This is a genomic window from Citrobacter sp. T1.2D-1 (assembly GCF_950098555.1).
In the GTDB taxonomy this organism is placed as follows: domain Bacteria; phylum Pseudomonadota; class Gammaproteobacteria; order Enterobacterales; family Enterobacteriaceae; genus Citrobacter_A; species Citrobacter_A telavivensis.
Map to the genome: position 1 here is coordinate 1 of NZ_CATNHH010000003.1, position 21,258 is coordinate 21,258.

Here is a 21,258-nt window from a genome sequence, read left to right on the forward strand (position 1 = left end):
CGGGGTGATAAAACAGAATTTGCCTGGCGGCTGTAGCGCGGTGGTCCCACCTGACCCCATGCCGAACTCAGAAGTGAAACGCCGTAGCGCCGATGGTAGTGTGGGGTCTCCCCATGTGAGAGTAGGGAACTGCCAGGCATCAAATTTAGCGTGCTGATATGGCTCAGTTGGTAGAGCGCACCCTTGGTAAGGGTGAGGTCCCCAGTTCGACTCTGGGTATCAGCACCACTTAATTAGGTTAAAGTTCGGCACAGTAGAAAAGAATTTGTCTGGCGGCTGTAGCGCGGTGGTCCCACCTGACCCCATGCCGAACTCAGAAGTGAAACGCCGTAGCGCCGATGGTAGTGTGGGGTCTCCCCATGTGAGAGTAGGGAACTGCCAGACATCAAATAAAACAAAAGGCTCTGTCGAAAGACAGGGCCTTTTGTTTTTCCTGTGTTGTAGTTCTGATAGACGCAGTGCCATCAGGCGGAGTTGGGTACAGAAAAGCAGAAGGCCACCCATCAGGGTGGCCTTTTTGCATTCTGATTAATGTATTACCTGCGATAAAAATGCACGAGTACGTTCTGATTTAGGATGAGCAAAAAACTCATCCGGCGGTGCCTGTTCAACAATTTCCCCGCGATCCATAAAGATCACCCTGTCTGCCACCGTTCTGGCAAATCCCATCTCATGTGTTACGCAAAGCATTGTCATCCCTGACTGCGCCAGGCCTATCATCGTATCCAGCACCTCTTTCACCATCTCGGGATCCAGCGCTGATGTGGGCTCATCAAACAGCATAATTTTGGGTTTCATACATAGCGAGCGGGCAATGGCTACGCGCTGTTGCTGTCCGCCGGAGATCTGTCCTGGAAATTTATGCGCGTGCTCTGCAATACGCACACGTTCCAGGTAGTGCATTCCCAGCGCTTCAGCTTCTTTTATCGGCATCTTACGCACCCAAATGGGCGCCAACGTACAGTTTTGTAGAACGGTAAGATGGGGGAAGAGATTGAAGTGTTGAAATACCATACCGACCTCCTGTCGGACGCGCTCAATATTGCGGATGTCCTCATTCAGTTCAATTCCATCGACAATGATTCGTCCCTGCTGATGTTCTTCCAGATGGTTAATACAGCGGATGGTGGTTGATTTCCCCGAGCCCGAGGGGCCACATAATACAATGCGTTCCCCCTGTTTTACGCGCAGGTTGATATCCTTCAGTACGTGAAACTGTCCGTACCACTTGTTGACGTTTTCCAGCGTAATCATCGCGTCGGCAGGTTGTATTAATAGTTGGCTCATAGAATCCTCAGTGCGGTGTACGCCCGGTGTTAAAGCGCTTTTCCAGATGCTGGCTGTAGCGCGACATGCTGAAACAAAAAATCCAGTAGATCAGAGCAGCGAAGACATACCCTTCCGTCGACATACCCAGCCAGGCCGGGTCAACCGTCGCTTGCTGCACGCTGCTGAACAGATCGAACAAGCCGATGATGATGACCAGGCTGGTATCCTTAAACAGGGCAATAATCGTGTTGACCAGCCCAGGGATGACCAGCTTCAGGGCCTGGGGAAGAATGACCAGTCCCTGGGTTTTCCAGTAGCCTAACGCCAGCGACTCTGCTGCTTCGTATTGCCCTTTTGGTAATGCCTGCAGTCCCCCACGAACCACTTCTGCGACGTAGGCTGACTGAAAGAGGATTACGCCAACCAGCGCCCGAATAAGTTTATCAATGCTGGTTCCTTCTGACATAAACAGCGGCAGCATTACCGAAGACATAAACAGTACGGTGATCAACGGTACGCCACGCCAGAACTCGATAAAAATGACGGATAAGATCCGCACGACGGGCATGTGGGATCGACGTCCCAGTGCCAGCAAAATCCCTAAGGGCAATGCCCCCGCGATCCCGACTGATGCGATGATTAAGGTCAGCGTCAGCCCACCCCATTGACGCGTTTCAACACGATCCAGCCCAAGGAAACCTCCATACAGCAAGAACCAGACAACGATCGGGTAGATGACGGCCCAGCCGGCGATATAGCGTCCGCGACGCGGCAACGCTTTCCAGAACATCGGAACAATGGAGCCCAACCCGATGATCAACGCCAGGTTGATACGCCAGCGCTGGTCGTGTGGGTACAGCCCATACATGAACTGTCCAAAACGTTCATGAATAAACACCCAGCAGGCACCCGCTTTGGTACAGTCAGCACGGGTGGAACCCACCCAGTTGGCCTGCAGGAACGCCCAGTTCAGCAAGGGAGGAATTAACTCCCACATCAGCCACAGACAGAACAGCGTCAACAGGCTGTTTGACCAACTGGAAAAGAGATTTTTACGTACCCATAAGATCGAACGACCAGGACCGTTACTGGCCGGGCGCATGGGATGAGACAGCAATGCTTTTGTCATCATGGTTCCTTAGCGCTCAATGAGGGCGATTCGCCGGTTATAGATGTTCATCAGCAGCGAGATGGTCAGGCTAATTATCAGGTACACCGACATTGTAATGGCGATCGTTTCAATGGCCTGTCCCGTCTGGTTAAGCACCGTGCCGGCGAACAGCGATACCATATCGGGATAGCCAATGGCGGCAGCCAGCGATGAGTTTTTCACGATATTCAGGTACTGACTGGTCAGTGGCGGAATAATGACGCGTAACGCCTGAGGAATGATGACCTGGCGAAGTGTCACGGTATTGGGCAACCCGAGAGAACGGGCGGCTTCATGCTGACCGTTGGGAACGGCCTGAATACCGGCACGAATGATTTCGGCAATAAATGCTGAGGTGTATACCGACAACGCCAGCGTCAGGGCCGCCAGTTCAGGAATGAGCACCATTCCGCCACGGAAGTTGAAGCCGCGTAGCTGTGGAATATCCCAGTGCAGCGCCGCACCAAAAAGCCAGTGCGCGATGAGCGGCAGCAGCACAATCAGGCTTAATGCCGTGGGCCAGGTTCTGCATAACTGTCCCGTTTTCATCTGATGCATTTTATTGAAACGGAACAGACCCACGGACAGCGCAATAGCAATTGCTGTCGAGAGCACGAAAGCGAGCACGCCTTCTCCTAACTGTGGCGACGGGATATAGAGTCCGCGATTGCTTAAAAAGACCATCTCCAGCGCGCTGGCGGCCTGGCGGGGGCCGGGTAAATTGCGCAGAACCGCGAAGTACCAGAAAAAGATTTGCAGGAGCGGCGGGATGTTACGGAAGGTCTCGATATAAACCGTTGAGAGTTTACGCAGTAACCAGTTATCCGACAGGCGCGCCAGCCCGAGAAAGAAGCCGATAAATGACGCAAAGACAATACACAGCGCGGAAACCAGTAGCGTATTAAGCAAACCCACCAGAAAAACGCGTCCGTATGTGTCACCCTGTTGATAGTCGATCAGGTGCTGGACAATGCCAAATCCAGCGCTACGGTCAAGAAAGGCAAAGCCCGAGGTAATGCCGCGACTGCTTAGATTATTTATCGTGTTATGAATGAGATAGATTGCAACTGCAACGACCGCAAGAATGGCGAGGATCTGGAACAGCCAGGCGCGGACCGCAGGGTTTGAAAAGGAGAGTGACCCTTTTACACTTGAGCGGCGATGGAACATAAGAAAGCCTCGGTAACCATGACTCTGAACTGAGCGCCGCCTGTGCGGCGCCCGTTACATCACAACGAATTAACGCACTGGCGGTGCGTATTGAATGCCGCCGTTATTCCAGAGATTGTTCTGTCCACGTTTGATCTTCAGTGGGCTTTCCGATCCGACGTTGCGCTCAAAGATCTCCGCATAGTTACCCACCTGCTTGATGATGTTGTAAGCCCATTTATTGTCGAGCTTCAGATCTTTGCCGTAGTCACCTTCTTTGCCCAGCAGATGCGCCATGTCTGGTGTCGCAGGGTTCGCCGCTTTCTCATCGACATTCTTCGACGTCACGCCCATCTCTTCGGCATTCAGCATGGCAAACAGCGTCCAGCGCACAATAGAGAACCACTCGTCATCGCCACGACGAACAACCGGGCCCAGCGGCTCTTTCGAGATCACTTCTGGTAGCACAAGCCACTCTGCCGGATTGCTGAGTTTGATGCGCAGGGCATAGAGTTGGGACTGGTCAGAGGCGAGGGTATCGCAACGTCCTGATTCCAGCGCTTTTGCCGACTCATCTGAGCGGTCAAAGGTGACCGGGGTGTATTTCATGTTGTTGGCTTTGAAATAATCCGCCACGTTCAGTTCCGTATCCGTTCCCGCCTGAATACAGACGGTGGCACCATCTAACTCTTTCGCGCTTTTCAGGCCCGCTTTGTTGTGGGTCAGGAAGCCGATGCCATCGTAATAGGTGACGCCAGTAAAGGACATGCCCATTCCGGAATCACGCGAAGAGGTCCAGGTGGTATTACGGGAGAGAAGATCGACTTCGCCAGACTGTAATGCGGTGAAGCGTTCTTTTGCGGTGAGTGGGGTATATTTTACTTTTGTATCATCTCCCAGGACGGCGGCAGCAACGCCACGGCAAACATCCACATCTATCCCGGAGAATTTCCCGTTCGCATCAGCGTAAGAAAAACCGGGAAGACCGTCACTGATACCACATTGCACGAACCCTTTCTTTTTTACAGCATCCAGCGTTGTACCCGCATGTGCCTGATTGGCAATCGCAAGCAGCACGCCGGCCGCAGCCAGTGTGGCAATCATCATCTTTTTCATAATGCATCCTGTGTGGCAAAGAAATTATTGTTATAGAGAGACGTTCTGCAACGTCTTTAACCTGTCTGTGGCATTGGCCATACTCTTTTAAGCAAAGGTAGTGCCAGGTTTTGCGTACGAATATCCGACGCAATAAGCAGAGTGTAGACAGGAAAAAATAAACTCAGCGCCCTGAAATGGTGCGAAATTGAAACGTAAGCCACATTTTGGAGCAAAATATTTAAAACAATGCTCGCGAAGTGAAATAACAGTTTCGGGCGTGAATATCGAGAGGGTGAGTATTGAAAGATAAATGAAGAAAAGAAGAGGTCGGGACGTTATTGATAATTAAAATGTAATGAGATATCTATTTTTCAACACATTGTATGGTATGAAAAAAGGTGATCTTAGGCTAAGAGCGCGGCATGTTCCGCGCTCTGAGAATGTTATTTTGACAGCGCGATGATCCCCATCGTCAGGCCCGCAACAGCGGCGGCCCCGCCAGCAATCGCGCCAGCGGTTTCCCAGTTATCCTGAGTCGTCCCTTTCATACAGGTATTGGTATGAACGAGGCGTCCCTGATCGTCATAAACCGGAACGCAGGGGGAATCGTGTGCACAGCCCGCCAGCAATGCCGTGAGCAATGCCACTGGAATTAATCTTTTCATGGTGTTACCTCAAAAATAAGCGTTCCGCTAAATGCAGTAATAGTGAATGCTGCTTTGCGAATACGAACCGAATTTTACCACCGCTTAAAAAAAGATTGGCATATGGAATAATCTCAATTCATGTGGATTGTAAAAATAATGGAGGCACAAGTTTCGTATTACGCAGAGTAAATGACTATCTGTTTAATAAATAAAGAAAGATATTGAAAGGATAAAGGCGTCCGTCGACGCCTTTATTTACACATTAGCTCTGGGATTTGTTAAAACGGCCTCTTACTACGACAAAGAATGCCGGGACAAAGAAGATGGCCAGCAGCGTTGCTGTCAGCATTCCTCCCATCACACCGGTTCCGACCGCATTCTGGGCACCGCTCCCCGCTCCCTGACTAATGACCAGCGGCATTACGCCGAGGATGAATGCGAGTGAGGTCATCAGAATAGGGCGTAGGCGCATGCGTGCCGCCTCAAGCGTTGCCTCTATCAGGCCACGACCTTCTTTCTCCATCAGATCCTTGGCAAACTCCACGATCAGAATGGCGTTTTTCGCGGAAAGGCCAATCGTGGTTAACAGTCCGACCTGGAAATAGACGTCGTTATTCAGCCCTCGCAGGGAGGCGGCCAGAAGCGCGCCAACTACACCAAGCGGGACAACCAGCATCACCGAGAATGGAATGGACCAGCTTTCATACAGTGCGGCAAGGCAGAGGAACACGACGATCAGTGAGATGGCATACAGTGCCGGTGCCTGATTACCAGACAGACGTTCCTGATATGACATTCCCGTCCAGTCATGGCCGATGCCATTTGGCAATTTTGACGCGAGATTTTCCATCAACGCCATCGCCTCACCGGTGCTTCGACCTGGTGTAGCCTCACCCAACAGTTCCATTGATGGCATGCCGTTGTAGCGTTCCAGACGCGGAGAGCCATACACCCAACGGGCGGTGCTGAAGGCTGAGAAGGGCACCATCTTGCCGTTGGCGCTGCGAACGTACAGATTGTTGATGTCCTCTGGCAGCATACGGAATTTCGCATCCGCCTGAACATAGACTTTCTTCACGCGTCCGCGGTCAATAAAGTCGTTAACGTAGGAACCACCGAGTGATGCTGAGATCGTTTGGTTAATGTCTGACAGTGCAACGCCAAGCGCCTGCGCTTTTTCCTGGTCAACATCCAGCTTGAACTGCGGGGTATCCTCCAGACCGTTAGGACGAACACGGACCAGCAGATCGGCGTGCTTAGCAACCATGCCCAATAGCTGATTACGTGCTGATGTTAGCCCGGCGTGACCCAGCCCGCCCTGGTCAATGAGCTCAAAGTCGAAACCGGTCGCGGTGCCCAGTTCAATAATTGCCGGCATGTTGAAGGGAAAGACCATTCCATCCGTTATCTGACTGAACGCGTGGGTCGCGCGCGCAATCACCGCTTCGACGCTGTTTTCTTTGCCGCTACGTTCATCCCAGGGTTTTAGGCTAATGAAAGCCAGACCCGCGTTCTGCGCCTGGCCGCTAAAGCTGAAACCATTGACCGTAAACACGCTCTCAATGTTCGCTTTTTCGTTATTCAGGTAGTAATGCGTAACCTGATCTAACACTTTTTGGGTTCGTTCCTGGGTTGCCCCGGCAGGTAACTGAATCATGGTCATGAACACACCCTGATCTTCTTCAGGCAGGAAGGAGGTAGGGAGACGTAGAAACAGTATCGCCATCCCGACGACAATCAGGATGTAGATAATCAGGTAGCGCCCGGTGTTGCGTACAATACCGCTGACGCTGTGGGTGTAGTGGTTAACGCTGAGGTCAAATTTGGCATTAAACCAACTGAAGAATTTCCCTTTCTGCTCGTGGTGTTCGGCGGACACTGGCTTAAGCAGCGTTGCGCAAAGTGCCGGAGTCAGGATCAATGCCACCAGAACGGAGAGCGCCATTGCGGATACGATAGTGATAGAAAACTGGCGGTAAATCGCCCCGGTGGAGCCGCCAAAAAAGGCCATCGGGATGAAGACGGCAGACAGCACCATCGCGATCCCAACCAGCGCCCCCTGGATTTGGGACATGGATTTCTCCGTTGCCTCTTTGGGCGGCAACTTGTCCTCCATCATCACGCGTTCAACGTTTTCCACCACCACAATGGCGTCATCGACCAGGAGGCCTATCGCCAGTACCATCCCGAACATCGTCAAGGTGTTGATCGAGTAGCCAAACGCCGAGAGGACCGCAAACGTACCCAGCAGCACGACGGGAACCGCAATTGTCGGAATGAGCGTTGCACGGATGTTCTGCAAAAACAGATACATCACAAGGAAAACCAGTACGATCGCTTCGAATAGCGTTTTCACGACTTCGTGAATGGAGATCTTCACAAATGGCGTTGTGTCGTACGGATAGACCACTTTCATCCCTTGTGGGAAGAAAGGTTGCAGATCAACGAGTTTGGCTTTGATCGCGCTGGCGGTATCCAGGGCGTTAGCGCCGGTCGCCAGTTTGATCCCCAGGCCAGCGGCTGGCTTACCGTTAATTCGGGCGACAACGTTATAGTTTTCTCCCCCAAGTTCGATACGCGCAACATCGTTAAGGCGCACGGTGGAACCGTCACTGTTTACCCGTAATGTGACTTTGCCGAATTCCTCAGGATCTTTCAGACGCGTCTGCGCGATGATGGAGGCGTTCAACTGTTGACCCGGCAATGCTGGCGTTCCGCCCAACTGACCGGCTGCGATCTGGTCGTTCTGCACTTTCAACTGATTGATGACATCAACCGGCGTGAGCTGGTATTTGTTCAGCAGATTGGCATCAAGCCAGATACGCATCGCGTACTGTGCGCCAAACAGTTGTACATCACCCACACCGCTCAGGCGGCTGATCGTATCTTTCACGTTTGAGGCGACGTAGTCGGAAATATCGTCCTGAGTCGTTTGCGGATTGTCAGAGACGAACCCTGCGACTAACAAGAAGCTGCTGCTCGATTTTTCTACGCTAATCCCTTGTTGTTGTACTTCCTGAGGCAGCAACGGCGTCGCCAACTGCAGTTTGTTCTGCACCTGAACCTGAGCGATATCCGGGTCGGTACCGGACTGAAAGGTTAACGTGATGGTCACGCTACCTGCAGAGTCGCTGGTGGACGACATATACATCAGGTTATCGATACCGTTCATATTCTGTTCGATAACCTGCGTCACGGTATCTTGCACCGTTTGCGCATCTGCCCCTGGATAGGTCGCGGAAATCGCAACCGCAGGTGGTGCGATAGTCGGGTATTGCGCAACAGGCAGTTGCATAATCGCCAGGGCTCCCGCCAGCATCAGAATGATGGCGAGTACCCAGGCAAAGATCGGACGTCTAATGAAAAAGTTTGCCATATCCGGTGACCTTATTGCGCCGCTTTCGCCGCAGGGGTATTGGCATCCGTGGTGGCTTTCACTTTCATGCCGGGATGGGCTTTTTGTATTCCGCTGACGATCACCTGGTCGCCGGGCTGTAAGCCTTCGCTAATCAGCCATTTGTCACCGATGGCCTGTGAAGCGATGACGGTGCGTGGTTCAACCTGGCTTTGGTTATTGACGACCAGCACTGTCGCATCACCGCGAGGTGTTCGCGTTACGCCCTGCTGGGGGATCAGAATGGCGTTTGGTTGAACGCCTTCGTCGATTCGCGCGCGAACAAACATCCCCGGCAGCAGAGTATGCTGCGGGTTAGGGAATACGGCGCGGAGGGTGATGGAGCCCGTGCTTTCATCCACCGTGACATCAGAGAACTGCAGTGTCCCTTTCAGGGGATACGCACTACCATTTTCCATCAGCAACTGGACGCTGCTGCTGGCACTGTCCTTATGCAGGCTGCCCTGTTCAACGGACTGCTTAAGACGCATAAAGTCGCTGCTGGACTGTGTGACATCGACATAGATAGGATCGAGTTGCTGTACGGTAGCCAGTGCCGTTGCCTGACCGTCGGTCACCAGTGCGCCTTCAGTGACGCTGGATTTGCCAACCCGGCCGCCGATCGGCGAGGTGACCTTGGTGTAAGCCAGATTAATGCGTGCGCTTTCAACGGCGGCTTGCGCGGCGATAACTACCGCATCGGCCTGACGAGCATTCGCAATCGCCTGGTCGTATTCCTGTTGACTGATATATTTTGTCCCAACCAGCGGGGCATAGCGCTTTACCGTCAAACGGGCGATGGCAGCAGCGGCTTCACTTTTCGCCAGATCCCCTTTCGCGCTGTCGTAATTCGCCTGCAAGGTGGCAGGATCAATTTGATACAGCGACTGCCCGGCCTCAACATCGCTGCCCTCGGTGAAATTCCTTTTGAGGACAATACCACTGACCTGTGGACGCACCTCTGCAACGCGGAATGCAGAGGTGCGTCCGGGCAGTTCGGTCGTTACCGCTAATGGCGCGGAGGTGACCACATGAACGGTCACCTGCGGTTCAGTTGCCTGAGCTTGCTTATCTCCCTGATCGTCACAACCGGCAAGCAACGCAGCAGAGATGAGGATAAATGAGGGCAGGAGTGAAAACCTGGCATGTTTCGTCATTACTGTTCCTTAAAAACCAATAGCTCGTTATTTACCGGATAACGGTAAGGCGATAACGTGCACGAAGAAATAACAGTTGGCTATCCTACAAATTATTATCGTGCGATGTAAGTAATACTTATTTTATGCTCTGGGTTACGGCACGTAAAAGCAAAAAGAAGAGGTGCTTACCTTTTCATTCTGTTTTGTTTTGTTATGTTTTTTTGGATATTAATATGTTTTGAAATATATATTCGTGGTGTGAATATTTATATTCATTTCATTTGTGGTGTTTATTTGAATGTTTTGTGCTGAAGTGGTTCGCTTTTATGCCATCTCTGAATGGATGAAATGATACAGTTATTTTTATCGACGATTTTGAATCGTCGTATTCATTTTTTTATTCTTCCTCTGATACGATAACCTATGGCTAAGAGAACAAAAGCTGAAGCGTTGAAAACGCGGCAACATTTGATTGAAACTGCAATCATCCAGTTTGCCACGCGAGGCGTTGGCAACACGACGCTCAACGACATTGCGGACGCGGCTCAGGTCACACGGGGCGCTATCTACTGGCATTTTGACAATAAAACGCAGCTTTTTAATGAACTCTGGCAGCAGCAACCGCCATTACGCGATCTTATTCAGGAACGGTTAGCGTTGTATGTTTGCGATAATCCGCTACAGCAGTTGCGTGAGAAGCTAATCGCAGGATTGCAATATATCGCAGAGATTCCCCGGCAGCAGGCGTTGTTGCAAATTTTATATCATAAATGCGAATTTCATGAGGGCATGATATCAGAGCAAGAAATACGAGAGAAAATTGGATTTAGCCAGAAGGGACTACGCGACGCATTGCAGGCGAGTATGGCGGAAGGATTGATTTCCAGAACGCTGGATTTAGACGTCGTCTTAATTATTATTCACGGTAGTTTTAGCGGTATTGTGAAAAACTGGTTGATGAATCCCGCCCGCTACGATCTTTATCAGCAGGCCCCGTTGCTGGTGGATAATGTATTAAGGATGTTAATTACTGACGAAAATATCATGCAATTAATGCCGGAAAAAACGTGACAAAATAAATTTAATCATTTCTCCTGCTTATCAATCAAACGCTATTGCAGATCGGTGCAGTTGACCAGTTTGAGCGGATTAACAGAATCCATATTGCGGCATTTATCGACTTCCGTGGTGATCAGCTCAATCCACTGAATCAGTAAGGCATCAAAAAGGAAAACGGAGACGGCAAACACAACCAGCCACCAATACTTACGAATCATTGCTAAATCCTGTGTATTCATGCCCAAGCGTGCAGGAAATATACACGAAAAACGCGTTCAGAAAAGCAGGATTACAATGCTTTTACTTTGCTGTGATCTTCACCACATCCGATGCCGTTCGGCTCTTTTTCGACAGGTTTTTAGTCTTTCTCTTTTTGACTTTCGTCAGCTCTTCCGGGGAGTAGTGTGAGCTGATGTTCAGCCGCCTGAGCCCCATCTTCACATACTCGTTATTGACGTCAATGCCGATGAATTTACGCCCCGATTCCACGGCCACGGCACCTGTCGTAAAGCTGCCAGCGAAGGGATCCAGCACCGTATCGCCAGGATTTGAGGAGGCCAGAATGATCCGCTTTAACAGGGCGATAGGTTTTTGCGTCGGATGGTTTTCATATTCATCCATCAAATATCGTACGCGGGGGAATTCCCACACGTTGCCCGGAACTTTTTGCGTGTTGTATGGCTGTGGCGGGTTTTTACGGTAGTCGATTAGCGCTCTTTGCGCGCCGGTTTTGGTCTCGACCAGAATGGCGTCACTGTTGAATGTGTACTGTCTGGCATCTTTGACCATCATCAGGATGGGTTCATACATTGAGCCAAAGAATTTCTTCGCCTGTACGCCTGAACTGTCATAAGACCAGACGATCCGGCTTTTGATGGTAAACAGCGTTCTGCATTTGAGATCGATATGCGGCATGTTTTCGGTACTGTTCATGATGTACATCGTGCCCTGTTTTTTCAGTACCCGATGGCACTCTTCTATGCACGCAAACAGCCAGCCCAGGAAGACGCCTTCGTCCCAGGACTCCACCATGCCGTCAAAATCCTTTCCGATATTGTAAGGCGGGTCGGCAAAGATTAAATCGACGCTTTCAGCGGGGAGTTTTTTGAGTTCTGTCAGCGCATCTCCGTGGACGATCGACGCGGATTCATCACCAAAGTACTGTGGTTCAAATCGTGAGTTCATACCTGCTCCACAAAAGATGCGTATAAAAAAGGCGCTTCCCCATGCCGAGTAGCGCCTTTTTAAACAAGCAATTAGCTAATCGAGATTAGTTCATGCCGTATTTTTTCAATTTTTTACGCAGCGTACCACGGTTGATGCCCATCATCAGAGCAGCACGGGTCTGGTTACCACGGGTGTATTGCATCACCATGTCCAACAGGGGCTGTTCTACTTCAGCCAGTACCAGCTCATAGAGGTCATTAACATCCTGACCGTTCAGTTGAGCAAAATAGTTCTTCAGTGCCTGTTTAACCGAGTCACGCAGGGGTTTTTGGGTTACCTGATCCTGAGAGTTAACGGTAGAAACGGTCAGTACGTCAGAATTTACGCGTTGTTCGAACATAGTTCTGTCAGCTCTTTATTTCTGTTTACGCAAAATTTTCGAAGTATGCCTCCAACGCCTCCAGCTGTTCGCTGGCATCCTCAATGGCGTTGAATGTGCGCCGAAACTGGTCATTTGGAGCGTGCTCCTGGAGATACCAGGAGACGTGTTTACGCGCGATTCGGTACCCTTTTGCCTGGCCATAAAAGTCATGCAGTTCCCGAACATGCGCACAAAGCAAGCGCTTAACCTCTGCCAGAGGCAGGGGGGATAGCAACTCCCCAGTGTCCAGATAATGCTGGATTTCCCGAAAGATCCAGGGTCTTCCCTGAGCTGCGCGGCCTATCATCAGGGCATCAGCCCCCGTATAGTCAAGCACAGCTCTGGCTTTAAGCGGGTCAGTAATGTCACCATTCGCGATAACCGGAATGGAAACTTTCTGCTTAACTGCCCGAATACTGTCGTACTCAGCGTCTCCATTGAACAAACAGGCACGGGTGCGTCCATGAATGGTCAGAGCCTGAATGCCACAGTCTTCAGCCAGTTGGGCAATCTCTACGCAGTTACGGTGTTCCGGAGCCCAGCCGGTGCGAATCTTCAGGGTCACAGGAACGTCCACTGCATTAACCACCCCGGTTAGTATCGACTTCACTAAATCCGGGTACTGCAAGAGGGCTGAACCTGCGAGCTTGCGATTCACTTTTTTAGCCGGGCACCCCATATTAATATCAATAATCTGGGCGCCGCTTTCCACGTTAATCCGTGCGGCATCGGCCATCTCAACAGGATCGCTACCGGCAATTTGCACCGTGCGAATTCCTGGCTCATCAACGTGCACCATCCGTAAACGGGACTTATCGCTTTCCCAAACCTGCGGGTTAGACGACATCATCTCGGATACGGTCAATCCGGCTCCCATCTCATAACACAGCGTCCGAAAAGGTCTGTCAGTGATGCCAGCCATGGGCGCTGCAATCAGGCGATTTCTAAGCTGGTATTGTCCGATGCGCATGAGTTAAGAAATGACCATACTGTGACTGCAAGGCGGCGTATATTACGCATTTTTTGCACGAGATGAAAGGCCAAACTTTAACCAATCCTCTGAGGTGGATCAAAGAATCGCCGTTAAAGTAAACGCCATTAAATAATTAGCCATACAAATCATTGCGTTATAAAAATGTGACGAAAATCTGTACGCGTATAATTTTGCGTAACTTCTCATTTTTTCTTCGCAACGACGGGGGCTGACAAGATAATCTGCTGAATTAATCAGCAGATTATCGTGACTTAATGTGACTATGCTCTCATTTCAGCAGATGATTGTGCAGTGAAGGGATTATTCAACCACTACCCGACCGTTGAGCGGCTGTGTTGGGCGACTGTTATCGTGATGCATGGTGTGAGTAAATTTCTCCAGTTGTGCAGTGGAGAGCGTCAGAGGATGTTTAAGGACAAGCCAGGTCACGCCCTCAGAACAGGGAGGAGTTGTGAGCGAACCACTGAAACGCCAGTAGGTTTTATCCTTAGGCAGCAAGGCGTTGAGGTCCATCTGCGCGGTGATTTTCACGTCTTGCTCCGCTTTTTCAGGCATTGTTGCCCAGAGCTTTTCCAGCTCTGCGTTGGCCGCCCCTTTATCGAACATGACTGCGACGACCGCCACCGCCCCTTTTGCATCTTTGTGCACAAGATGCATCTCCATCGCGTAATGTTTTCCGTGTAGGGTGTTTTCGCTCGGGGTGTGAAAGTGGAACTGTTGCAACGTGAAGGGGACACCATCTATTGATACAGTATCCGCAGTAGTGTTTTTCAGTCCGGCCTGAATCGTATGCCCATTATTGAGAAGCGTTATCGGGCCATCGGAGTAGTGAATACTGAGTGGAGATATATGTGCTTTAAGCGTGGTCTCAATGTTAATCGGGGATTGGTTCATGCCTGCCTGGCAGGTTTTATATTCTTCATTGAGGGAGCTCCAGTGTTCCGGAGAGCCTTCACCTTCATAGCTCCAGTGCGACGCCATCGCGGTAAACGGCATAATGCTTAACGCCAGGAGTGCTGCCTTGCTCAAAAATGGCTTCATAATATTCTTCCATTAAATAAAATAGATTTTTATATTCGTAACTTCAATGAGTTATGCGACTATTTTAGCGCGGGAAGATACAGGCGTGTGTATTGAAAATGCGGAAAAACGTGGCCTGCGATGAGACCACGTTTCTGGGAAGATTACTGCTTACGACCGGTAATGCGGCACCATTCTTCTTTCTCAACGACCGGATCGAGGGTGAAGAGATCGGCATAGGCTTCGCACACGCTGTCGGCCTGACTGGCAAGGATACCGGAAAGACCCAGCAGACCGCCTGTAACGGGCAGCACGCTGATTAACGGTGCCAGTTCGCGTAATGGGCCTGCCAGGATGTTGGCGACCACCACGTCGGCTTTCATCGCGTCTGGCTGATCCTGCGGCAGGTAGAGTTCCAGACGTTCTGACACGCCGTTACGCTGGGCGTTATCACGACTGGCCTGAATCGCCTGCGGGTCGATATCGATACCGATCGCTTTCGCTGCGCCCAGTTTCAGCGCGGCAATCGCCAGGATGCCAGAACCGCAGCCAAAGTCGATGACGGTCTTGCCGGTTAAATCGAGGCCGTCGAGCCACTGCAGGCACAGTGAGGTGGTGGGATGGGTGCCGGTACCAAATGCCAGGCCGGGGTCGAGCATGACGTTGACCGCGTTCTCATCCGGCACATCGCGCCAGCTTGGGCAGATCCACAGGCGTTCACCAAAACGCATCGGGTGGAAGTTATCCATCCACTCGCGTTCCCAGTCCTTGTCTTCCAGTTGTTCGATTTTGTGCGTGAAACCGACACCCAACAGCGGATGTTGTTCCAGGATGGCGACGACGTCTTTCATGTCGGTTTCTGCATCAAACAGACCAATGACGTCAGTGTCGCCCCACAGGCGGGTTTCGCCCGGCAATGGCTCAAAAACCGGCGTGTCGTGCGTGTCCTGGAAGGTGATGGAAACGGAACCCGCTTCCATCAGGGCATCGCTCAACTCTTCCGCGTTAGCGCCCGTCGTATTCAGTTTTAATTGGATCCATGGCATGGCAAAACTCTTTATTTATCAGTAGACAATACAGCGACTTGCGGGGCAGGAGAACCGAAACGGTTTCCAACCAGGAAAGCCAACAAACTTAACAGTAGCGAGGGCACAATCGGGTGGAAGCCCAGGTACTGAACGTTAAAGGTGGCGAGAATCGCGTACAGAACGCCGCCGACAATCATCGCACTCAGTGCACCGCTCGCGTTCGCGCGCTCCCAGTAAAGGCCGAGCACCAGCGGCCATAAGAACACGGCTTCCAGCCCGCCAAAGGCCAGCAGGTTCAGCCAGATAATCATCTCTGGCGGTTTCCAGGCGGCAAGCAGTAATAGCGCGCCTAAGATCAGGGTGATCATTGCCGACATTCGCTTCAGTCGCGTCTCATTCTGTAACTGCTCCGGGCGGATGTTGAGATAGAGATCTTTAATGATCGTAGCGGAACTTTGCAGCAATTGGGCGTTGATCGTCGACATAATGGCCGCCATCGGCGCGGCAAGGAAGATCCCGGCGGCAAAAGGCGGCAGCACTTTCACCATTAGCGTTGGGATAACCAGATCCGGCACCGTCAGGTCGGGGATCACCGCTCGCCCTAGCGCGCCGGCAAGGTGCATACCGAACATCAGGATTGCCACCACGATGGTGCCGATGATAATCCCCCGGTGTACAGCTTTGCTGTCTTTGTAGGAGATGCTGCGCACAGCCGTATGCGGCAGGCCAACCACGCCAAAGCACACCAACACCCAGAATGAGGTCATAAAGGCCGGAGACAGAATGTCATCGGCACCCTGTGGCGAAACCAGTTTCGGGTCGATGGCGTTTAAGGTCTCTACGGCATGGCTCAGGCCGCCAGCGGCGTGCACGATACCCACCAGCAGCACGATGGTGCCAATCAGCATCACCAGTCCCTGCATCGTGTCGTTAAGCACGCTGGCACGAAAGCCGCCGAACGCGGTATACAGCGCAATGCTGACGCCGAAAATCAGCAGGCCTGTTTCATAGGGAATACCTGCGGCGGTTTCCAGCAGGCGCGCGCCACCGATGAATTGTACGGTCATGGCGCCGACAAACGCCACTAACAGACTGAGGCTCGCCAGCCACACCAGAAGGCGACTCTGGTAGCGGGCAAACAGCATATCGTTGAGGGTGACGGCATTATAGCGACGGGCAAGGATAGCGAATTTCTTGCCAAGGATCCCCAGCGATAGCCAGACGGCGGGGAGCTGAATCATGGCCAGCAGTACCCAGCCCAACCCATATTTATAGGCAGCACCAGGCCCGCCAATAAACGAGCTAGCGCTGATGTAGGTCGCGGTCAGCGTCATCGCCAGCACGATCCCGCCCATTGAGCGACTGCCAAGGAAATATTCATTCAGAAAGGTGCCGGTTTGCCGTTTACGCATGGCGTAGACAGAAAGGCCAAACACCACGACCAGATAGGCAATCAGCGGCAGAATGACTTCAAGCTGCATCGTCATCCTCCAGGGGAATGTCACGGTAGATAAATTTCACCATGGCCCAGCACAGTAAAATGAAGATCAGCGGCGTCAGCAGACAGGCCAGTTCAAACCAGTGTGGCAGACCGGTAAAGCCGATCGCCGAATCAGGTAAGTAAGCAGCCACTAACCACGCAGCCAGATAGAGAAGGGTCAGCCACAGCGCCCAGCGCGCCTCTTTGTGGGCCTGAACAAAACGGTTGTCCATTTTTTGTCCCTTGTGAAAAAAGAAAGCGGGGATTGTACCTTATGGAATTGACGACCCCCAGAAATAAAAAAAGGCCGGAAAATCCGGCCTTTTGACGCTGATGCAGTCTTATTTTTCCTGAAGACCGAGTTTTTTCTCCAGATAGTGGATGTTGGTTCCACCATGCTGGAAGTGCTCGTCGTTCATGATACGGGTCTGCAAATCAATGTTGGTTTTGATGCCGTCGATGATCAGTTCCTGCAGGGCGTTCTTCATGCGGGCAATTGCCACGTCACGAGTTTCACCGTAGCAGATCAGCTTGCCGATCATTGAGTCATAGTATGGCGGTACGGTGTAACCGGCATAGATATGCGATTCCCAACGTACGCCAAAGCCACCCGGCGCGTGAAAACGGGTGATTTTACCCGGGCTCGGCAGGAAGGTGTTCGGATCTTCGGCGTTGATACGGCATTCCACCGCATGGCCTTTGACCACCACTTCTTCTTGCTTGATCGACAGCGGTTGACCCGCCGCGATGCGCAGCTGTTCTTTGATCAGGTCAACGCCGGTGATCATTTCGGTCACCGGATGTTCAACCTGAATACGGGTGTTCATTTCAATGAAATAGAACTCGCCGTTTTCGAACAGGAACTCAAAGGTGCCTGCGCCACGATAGCCGATATCCACACACGCTTTCGCGCAACGCTCACCGATGTAGCGACGCAGTTCCGGGGTAATGCCCGGTGCCGGTGCCTCTTCGACGACTTTCTGGTGACGACGCTGCATAGAGCAGTCTCGCTCAGCCAGATAGATAGCGCTACCCTGACCGTCAGCCAGCACCTGAATTTCGATGTGGCGTGGGTTCTCGAGGTATTTCTCCATGTAAACCATGTCGTTGCTGAAAGCTGCTTTTGCTTCCGCTTTGGTCATGGAGATGGATTGCGCCAGTTCGGCATCGCCGCGTACTACGCGCATACCGCGACCACCGCCGCCGCCGGACGCCTTGATGATAACCGGGTAGCCGATGCGTTTTGCATGGGCGCGGTTAGCATCCATATCGTCGGTCAGAGGGCCGTCAGAACCCGGTACGGTTGGGACGCCAGCTTTCTTCATCGCGGTGATCGCCGACACTTTGTCACCCATCAGACGGATGGTGTCAGCTTTCGGGCCGATGAAGATAAAGCCAGAACGTTCAACCTGTTCAGCAAAATTGGCGTTCTCAGAGAGGAAGCCATAACCCGGGTGAATCGCCACCGCGCCGGTGATTTCAGCGGCGCTGATGATAGCCGGGATGTTCAGATAACTTTTTACGGACGGAGCCGGGCCAATACAAACCGTCTCATCCGCCAGTAATACGTGTTTTAAATCGCGATCCGCGCTTGAGTGCACAGCGACAGTCTTGATACCCAGTTCTTTACAGGCACGAAGAATTCGCAATGCAATCTCGCCGCGGTTGGCGATAACAATTTTATCCAGCATGTTCGCCTCGTTACTCGATGACGACCAGCGGCTCGTCAAATTCTACCGGTTGACCACTTTCGACCAGGATGGCTTTCACGACACCTGATTTGTCCGCTTCGATCTGGTTCATCATTTTCATGGCTTCAACGATGCACAGGGTATCGCCTGCGTTAACTTTCTGACCCACTTCGATGAACGCTTTTGCGTCCGGGCTCGGGGTGCGGTAGAAAGTACCAACCATTGGGGAACGTACGATGTGACCACTGATTTCTGCGGCTGCCGCAGCCGGCGCTTCTGCTGCCGGAGCAACTGCGTTAGACAGAGCAGGTTGCTGCTGCATCATTGGTGCAGCGTAGGCTTGTTGCATCATCGGGAAGCTACCTGCTGGCGCCGCGCGACTGATGCGTACAGACTCTTCGCCTTCAGAGATTTCCAGTTCGGAGATGCCTGATTCTTCAACCAGCTCGATCAGTTTTTTAATCTTACGAATATCCATGAGTGGGTTCCGTACTCTTTGTTTAGTGTGATTGTGACAGGCGTTAAGCGCTGTCTGTAAAGCGTGAGTCCCGACGGCAAAACGGCTTCTGCCTGCCTGGACGCCGGTATATTCCGCCTCAACGATTTATGTGAGACTTGTCGGTTAACATGCTGCGATTTGCTGCAATCCTCCGGCAAAAAACAAAATATACCTTCAATGCTCGATTGTCACCTTTTCAGCGGTCTAAAAACGCCGTCCAGGGAGCCAAGGTCGCACATTATAATGATTTCGTAGCAATTGGCAGCTAAATACTGGTCTTATCAGGGAAGATAATCAACCGCTAACACACAAATAACATCCGAGTCTCTGCATTTTGTAACCGACTGCACAGTTCGCCGAACTAGCGCCACCACTGGCGGAACTTCTTGTAACGGCAGGCCAAAAGCAGTAGTGCCAGCAGGGCATAAATGATGGGTTGAGGCGACAAGATCTTCACCGACCACAGGTAATGTATCGGGGCGAGGATCGCCACAAGATAGACGAAATTGTGTAAAAGTTGCCAGCGCTTGCCCAGTTTTCGTTGTGCCGCCTGTGTTGACGTTAGCGTCAGCGCGAACAGGATGAGCCAACTGGTGATCCCAAGCGTCAAATACGGGCGCGTAATCAGTTCTCGTCCCAACAATCCGAGATTATGGATACCCAACTCCAGCAGCGCGTAACTGGTCAGATGCAGCGTGGCCCAGGCGAAACACCATAACCCCAGCAGACGACGGGTGCGTATCAATAATGGCTGTTTAGCGTAGCGCGCGAGCGGCGTGACCAGCAAGGCGGCGAGCAGAAATTTCAGAGCCATCCTACCGGTAAAATGCTGGATATCCTTCACGGGATCGGCGCTGAGCCCGCCGCTATTAATCGCCCAGAACAGCCAGAGAAACGGCAGCAGTCCCGCCAGATGAAGGGCAACTTTCAACCAGGTTATCTGTTTTGCACTTAGCCGCACTTAGAAATTCTCCCGCAAATCCAGGCCGCGATACAGCGTAGCCACTTCATTGGCATAGCCATTAAACAGTAAAGTGGGTTGCCGTTGGACATCCAGAATCCCGCCCGTGCCAATAAACCGTTCTGTTGCCTGCGACCAGCGTGGATGATCGACATGCGGATTCACATTGGCGTAAAAACCGTATTCATCGGCAGCGGCAAGATTCCAGGTGGTTGGCGGCCGTTCGCGAGTCAGTTTGATGCTGACGATCGATTTAATGCCTTTAAAGCCATATTTCCATGGCACCGTCAGGCGAATGGGGGCACCGTTTTGCGGCGGCAGCGCTTTACCGTAAACGCCAACGGTCAGCAACGTCAGCGGATGCATCGCTTCGTCCAGCCGCAGACCTTCGACATAGGGGTATTTCAATCCACCGCCAATGAAGCGATCTTTTTGTCCTGGCATATCGTCCGGCGCGTAAAGTGTCTCGAATGCGACATATTTAGCATTGCTGGTGGGTTCGACGAGTGCCAGCAGTTTATGTAAAGGAAAGCCAATCCACGGCACCACCATCGACCAGGCTTCAACGCAGCGCATCCGGTAAATTCGTTCTTCTAAGGGAAAGCGCGTTGTCAGCGCATCGTGATCCAGGGTTAACGGTTTGGCTACTTCGCCGCTGATTTTCAGCGTCCAGGGATCGGTTTTCATGCTGCCGGCATTGGCGGCAGGATCGGCCTTATCCAGACCAAACTCGTAGAAATTGTTGTAGCCGGTGACTTTCTCTTCTGGCGTTAAAGGCAGTGCGTTTTGCCATGCCGCAGGTTTGCTGAAATCCAACGGTTTGCCGGAGGGCGCGGGTGGGCGATCGTTGCCTTTGAACCAGCTCAGTAGATCCGCCTGCGCCGCTATCGGTAGCGACAGCGTGGCAGCCCCGATCCCCAGCGCTTTCAGCACCTGGCGGCGATGCATAAAGAAAGCCGATTCTGCAGTGACATCGGCTTCAGTAAGTGGACGTGATTTTTTCATAACAGGCTCCCGGCGTACGCGTAACGCGTAGTTACTATGGCAGGGAGTCTGTCAGTGCGCAGCGAAATTTAGTTAATTAAGTGTAAA

General features: G+C 51.9%; 20 protein-coding genes, 1 tRNA gene and 2 rRNA genes. 4 read left to right on the forward strand and 19 right to left on the reverse strand.

Features of this window, described 5'->3' with window-relative positions:
- Positions 1-22 precede the first annotated feature (22 nt).
- The 3 genes from rrf (QQZ17_RS04705) (at position 23) to rrf (QQZ17_RS04715) (ending at position 384) form a co-directional block, all read left to right on the forward strand.
- Positions 23-138 (forward strand): 5S ribosomal RNA (gene rrf, locus QQZ17_RS04705).
- A gap of 14 nt (positions 139-152) precedes the next feature.
- A tRNA-Thr gene (locus tag QQZ17_RS04710) sits at positions 153-228 on the forward strand.
- A 40-nt stretch (positions 229-268) separates the two neighbouring features.
- A 5S ribosomal RNA gene (rrf, locus tag QQZ17_RS04715) occupies positions 269-384 on the forward strand.
- A 144-nt stretch (positions 385-528) separates the two neighbouring features.
- On the opposite strand, the gene QQZ17_RS04720 is transcribed toward rrf (QQZ17_RS04715), so the two are convergent.
- The 7 genes from QQZ17_RS04720 to QQZ17_RS04750 all read right to left on the reverse strand — a co-directional run bounded on the left by QQZ17_RS04720 (position 529) and on the right by QQZ17_RS04750 (position 9,864).
- The gene (locus tag QQZ17_RS04720; protein WP_152406209.1) at positions 529-1,287 is read right to left on the reverse strand and encodes an amino acid ABC transporter ATP-binding protein; all 759 of its coding nucleotides are present in this window, start codon (positions 1,285-1,287) and stop codon (positions 529-531) included.
- 7 nt (positions 1,288-1,294) lie between these two features.
- Positions 1,295-2,398 carry an amino acid ABC transporter permease gene (locus QQZ17_RS04725; RefSeq protein WP_152406407.1) on the reverse strand — a complete coding sequence of 368 codons (1,104 nt, stop codon included), beginning with the start codon at positions 2,396-2,398 and terminating at the stop codon, positions 1,295-1,297.
- Positions 2,399-2,407: 9 nt separating this feature from the next.
- Positions 2,408-3,589: an amino acid ABC transporter permease gene (locus tag QQZ17_RS04730; RefSeq protein ID WP_152406208.1), complete on the reverse strand. Its 1,182-nt coding sequence runs from the start codon at positions 3,587-3,589 to the stop codon at positions 2,408-2,410.
- A 69-nt stretch (positions 3,590-3,658) separates the two neighbouring features.
- Entirely contained in the window at positions 3,659-4,684 is a 1,026-nt protein-coding gene (locus QQZ17_RS04735) for an amino acid ABC transporter substrate-binding protein (RefSeq protein ID WP_152406207.1), read from the reverse strand.
- A gap of 425 nt (positions 4,685-5,109) precedes the next feature.
- On the reverse strand, positions 5,110-5,331 hold the full coding sequence (locus QQZ17_RS04740) for a membrane protein (protein ID WP_000825639.1): 222 nt from the start codon (positions 5,329-5,331) through the stop codon (positions 5,110-5,112).
- A 244-nt stretch (positions 5,332-5,575) separates the two neighbouring features.
- Complete coding sequence (locus tag QQZ17_RS04745; RefSeq protein WP_152406206.1) at positions 5,576-8,689, reverse strand: efflux RND transporter permease subunit; 3,114 nt, start codon at positions 8,687-8,689, stop codon at positions 5,576-5,578.
- 11 nt (positions 8,690-8,700) lie between these two features.
- Positions 8,701-9,864 carry an efflux RND transporter periplasmic adaptor subunit gene (locus QQZ17_RS04750; protein WP_152406205.1) on the reverse strand — a complete coding sequence of 388 codons (1,164 nt, stop codon included), beginning with the start codon at positions 9,862-9,864 and terminating at the stop codon, positions 8,701-8,703.
- A 405-nt stretch (positions 9,865-10,269) separates the two neighbouring features.
- On the opposite strand from QQZ17_RS04750, the gene envR reads away from it, so the two are divergent.
- On the forward strand, positions 10,270-10,917 hold the full coding sequence (gene envR, locus QQZ17_RS04755) for an acrEF/envCD operon transcriptional regulator (protein WP_152406204.1): 648 nt from the start codon (positions 10,270-10,272) through the stop codon (positions 10,915-10,917).
- A gap of 41 nt (positions 10,918-10,958) precedes the next feature.
- Here the strand turns inward: envR and QQZ17_RS04760 are convergent, their stop codons facing one another.
- The 12 genes from QQZ17_RS04760 to msrP all read right to left on the reverse strand — a co-directional run bounded on the left by QQZ17_RS04760 (position 10,959) and on the right by msrP (position 21,171).
- Positions 10,959-11,123 (reverse strand): DUF2556 family protein, encoded by a 165-nt coding sequence (locus QQZ17_RS04760; RefSeq protein ID WP_042324928.1) that lies wholly within the window; start codon positions 11,121-11,123, stop codon positions 10,959-10,961.
- Between the two features lie 82 nt (positions 11,124-11,205).
- Complete coding sequence (gene yhdJ, locus QQZ17_RS04765) at positions 11,206-12,090, reverse strand: adenine-specific DNA-methyltransferase (RefSeq protein ID WP_152406203.1); 885 nt, start codon at positions 12,088-12,090, stop codon at positions 11,206-11,208.
- A gap of 85 nt (positions 12,091-12,175) precedes the next feature.
- On the reverse strand, positions 12,176-12,472 hold the full coding sequence (gene fis / locus QQZ17_RS04770) for a DNA-binding transcriptional regulator Fis (protein WP_000462905.1): 297 nt from the start codon (positions 12,470-12,472) through the stop codon (positions 12,176-12,178).
- A 25-nt stretch (positions 12,473-12,497) separates the two neighbouring features.
- Positions 12,498-13,463 carry a tRNA dihydrouridine synthase DusB gene (gene dusB, locus QQZ17_RS04775; RefSeq protein WP_046489370.1) on the reverse strand — a complete coding sequence of 322 codons (966 nt, stop codon included), beginning with the start codon at positions 13,461-13,463 and terminating at the stop codon, positions 12,498-12,500.
- 324 nt (positions 13,464-13,787) lie between these two features.
- Complete coding sequence (locus QQZ17_RS04780) at positions 13,788-14,528, reverse strand: carbonic anhydrase (protein ID WP_152406202.1); 741 nt, start codon at positions 14,526-14,528, stop codon at positions 13,788-13,790.
- A 143-nt stretch (positions 14,529-14,671) separates the two neighbouring features.
- Positions 14,672-15,553, reverse strand: a complete 882-nt coding sequence (prmA, locus tag QQZ17_RS04785; RefSeq protein ID WP_152406201.1) for a 50S ribosomal protein L11 methyltransferase — start codon at positions 15,551-15,553, stop codon at positions 14,672-14,674.
- An 11-nt stretch (positions 15,554-15,564) separates the two neighbouring features.
- Positions 15,565-17,016: a sodium/pantothenate symporter gene (gene panF, locus QQZ17_RS04790; protein WP_152406200.1), complete on the reverse strand. Its 1,452-nt coding sequence runs from the start codon at positions 17,014-17,016 to the stop codon at positions 15,565-15,567.
- Positions 17,006-17,248 carry a YhdT family protein gene (locus tag QQZ17_RS04795; protein WP_046489353.1) on the reverse strand — a complete coding sequence of 81 codons (243 nt, stop codon included), beginning with the start codon at positions 17,246-17,248 and terminating at the stop codon, positions 17,006-17,008. The genes panF and QQZ17_RS04795 overlap by 11 nt, the downstream gene beginning before the upstream one ends.
- Before the next feature lie 108 nt (positions 17,249-17,356).
- Positions 17,357-18,706 carry an acetyl-CoA carboxylase biotin carboxylase subunit gene (gene accC, locus QQZ17_RS04800; RefSeq protein WP_152406199.1) on the reverse strand — a complete coding sequence of 450 codons (1,350 nt, stop codon included), beginning with the start codon at positions 18,704-18,706 and terminating at the stop codon, positions 17,357-17,359.
- Between the two features lie 10 nt (positions 18,707-18,716).
- The gene (gene accB, locus QQZ17_RS04805; RefSeq protein ID WP_046489344.1) at positions 18,717-19,184 is read right to left on the reverse strand and encodes an acetyl-CoA carboxylase biotin carboxyl carrier protein; all 468 of its coding nucleotides are present in this window, start codon (positions 19,182-19,184) and stop codon (positions 18,717-18,719) included.
- Between the two features lie 382 nt (positions 19,185-19,566).
- Positions 19,567-20,166 carry a protein-methionine-sulfoxide reductase heme-binding subunit MsrQ gene (gene msrQ, locus QQZ17_RS04810; RefSeq protein ID WP_152406198.1) on the reverse strand — a complete coding sequence of 200 codons (600 nt, stop codon included), beginning with the start codon at positions 20,164-20,166 and terminating at the stop codon, positions 19,567-19,569.
- Positions 20,167-21,171 carry a protein-methionine-sulfoxide reductase catalytic subunit MsrP gene (msrP, locus tag QQZ17_RS04815; protein WP_152406197.1) on the reverse strand — a complete coding sequence of 335 codons (1,005 nt, stop codon included), beginning with the start codon at positions 21,169-21,171 and terminating at the stop codon, positions 20,167-20,169.
- Positions 21,172-21,258 lie beyond the last annotated feature (87 nt).

Coding starts and splice junctions, on each gene's coding strand:
- yhdJ (WP_152406203.1), bottom strand. CDS start 12,090: ATGAACTCACGATTTGAACCACAGTACTTTGGTGATGAATCCGCGTCG.
- QQZ17_RS04780 (WP_152406202.1), bottom strand. CDS start 14,528: ATGAAGCCATTTTTGAGCAAGGCAGCACTCCTGGCGTTAAGCATTATG.
- QQZ17_RS04730 (WP_152406208.1), bottom strand. CDS start 3,589: ATGTTCCATCGCCGCTCAAGTGTAAAAGGGTCACTCTCCTTTTCAAAC.
- QQZ17_RS04720 (WP_152406209.1), bottom strand. CDS start 1,287: ATGAGCCAACTATTAATACAACCTGCCGACGCGATGATTACGCTGGAA.
- msrP (WP_152406197.1), bottom strand. CDS start 21,171: ATGAAAAAATCACGTCCACTTACTGAAGCCGATGTCACTGCAGAATCG.
- envR (WP_152406204.1), top strand. CDS start 10,270: ATGGCTAAGAGAACAAAAGCTGAAGCGTTGAAAACGCGGCAACATTTG.
- QQZ17_RS04750 (WP_152406205.1), bottom strand. CDS start 9,864: ATGACGAAACATGCCAGGTTTTCACTCCTGCCCTCATTTATCCTCATC.
- QQZ17_RS04760 (WP_042324928.1), bottom strand. CDS start 11,123: ATGATTCGTAAGTATTGGTGGCTGGTTGTGTTTGCCGTCTCCGTTTTC.
- accC (WP_152406199.1), bottom strand. CDS start 18,706: ATGCTGGATAAAATTGTTATCGCCAACCGCGGCGAGATTGCATTGCGA.
- QQZ17_RS04745 (WP_152406206.1), bottom strand. CDS start 8,689: ATGGCAAACTTTTTCATTAGACGTCCGATCTTTGCCTGGGTACTCGCC.
- QQZ17_RS04735 (WP_152406207.1), bottom strand. CDS start 4,684: ATGAAAAAGATGATGATTGCCACACTGGCTGCGGCCGGCGTGCTGCTT.
- QQZ17_RS04740 (WP_000825639.1), bottom strand. CDS start 5,331: ATGAAAAGATTAATTCCAGTGGCATTGCTCACGGCATTGCTGGCGGGC.
- panF (WP_152406200.1), bottom strand. CDS start 17,016: ATGCAGCTTGAAGTCATTCTGCCGCTGATTGCCTATCTGGTCGTGGTG.
- prmA (WP_152406201.1), bottom strand. CDS start 15,553: ATGCCATGGATCCAATTAAAACTGAATACGACGGGCGCTAACGCGGAA.
- accB (WP_046489344.1), bottom strand. CDS start 19,184: ATGGATATTCGTAAGATTAAAAAACTGATCGAGCTGGTTGAAGAATCA.
- QQZ17_RS04725 (WP_152406407.1), bottom strand. CDS start 2,398: ATGACAAAAGCATTGCTGTCTCATCCCATGCGCCCGGCCAGTAACGGT.
- QQZ17_RS04795 (WP_046489353.1), bottom strand. CDS start 17,248: ATGGACAACCGTTTTGTTCAGGCCCACAAAGAGGCGCGCTGGGCGCTG.
- dusB (WP_046489370.1), bottom strand. CDS start 13,463: ATGCGCATCGGACAATACCAGCTTAGAAATCGCCTGATTGCAGCGCCC.
- fis (WP_000462905.1), bottom strand. CDS start 12,472: ATGTTCGAACAACGCGTAAATTCTGACGTACTGACCGTTTCTACCGTT.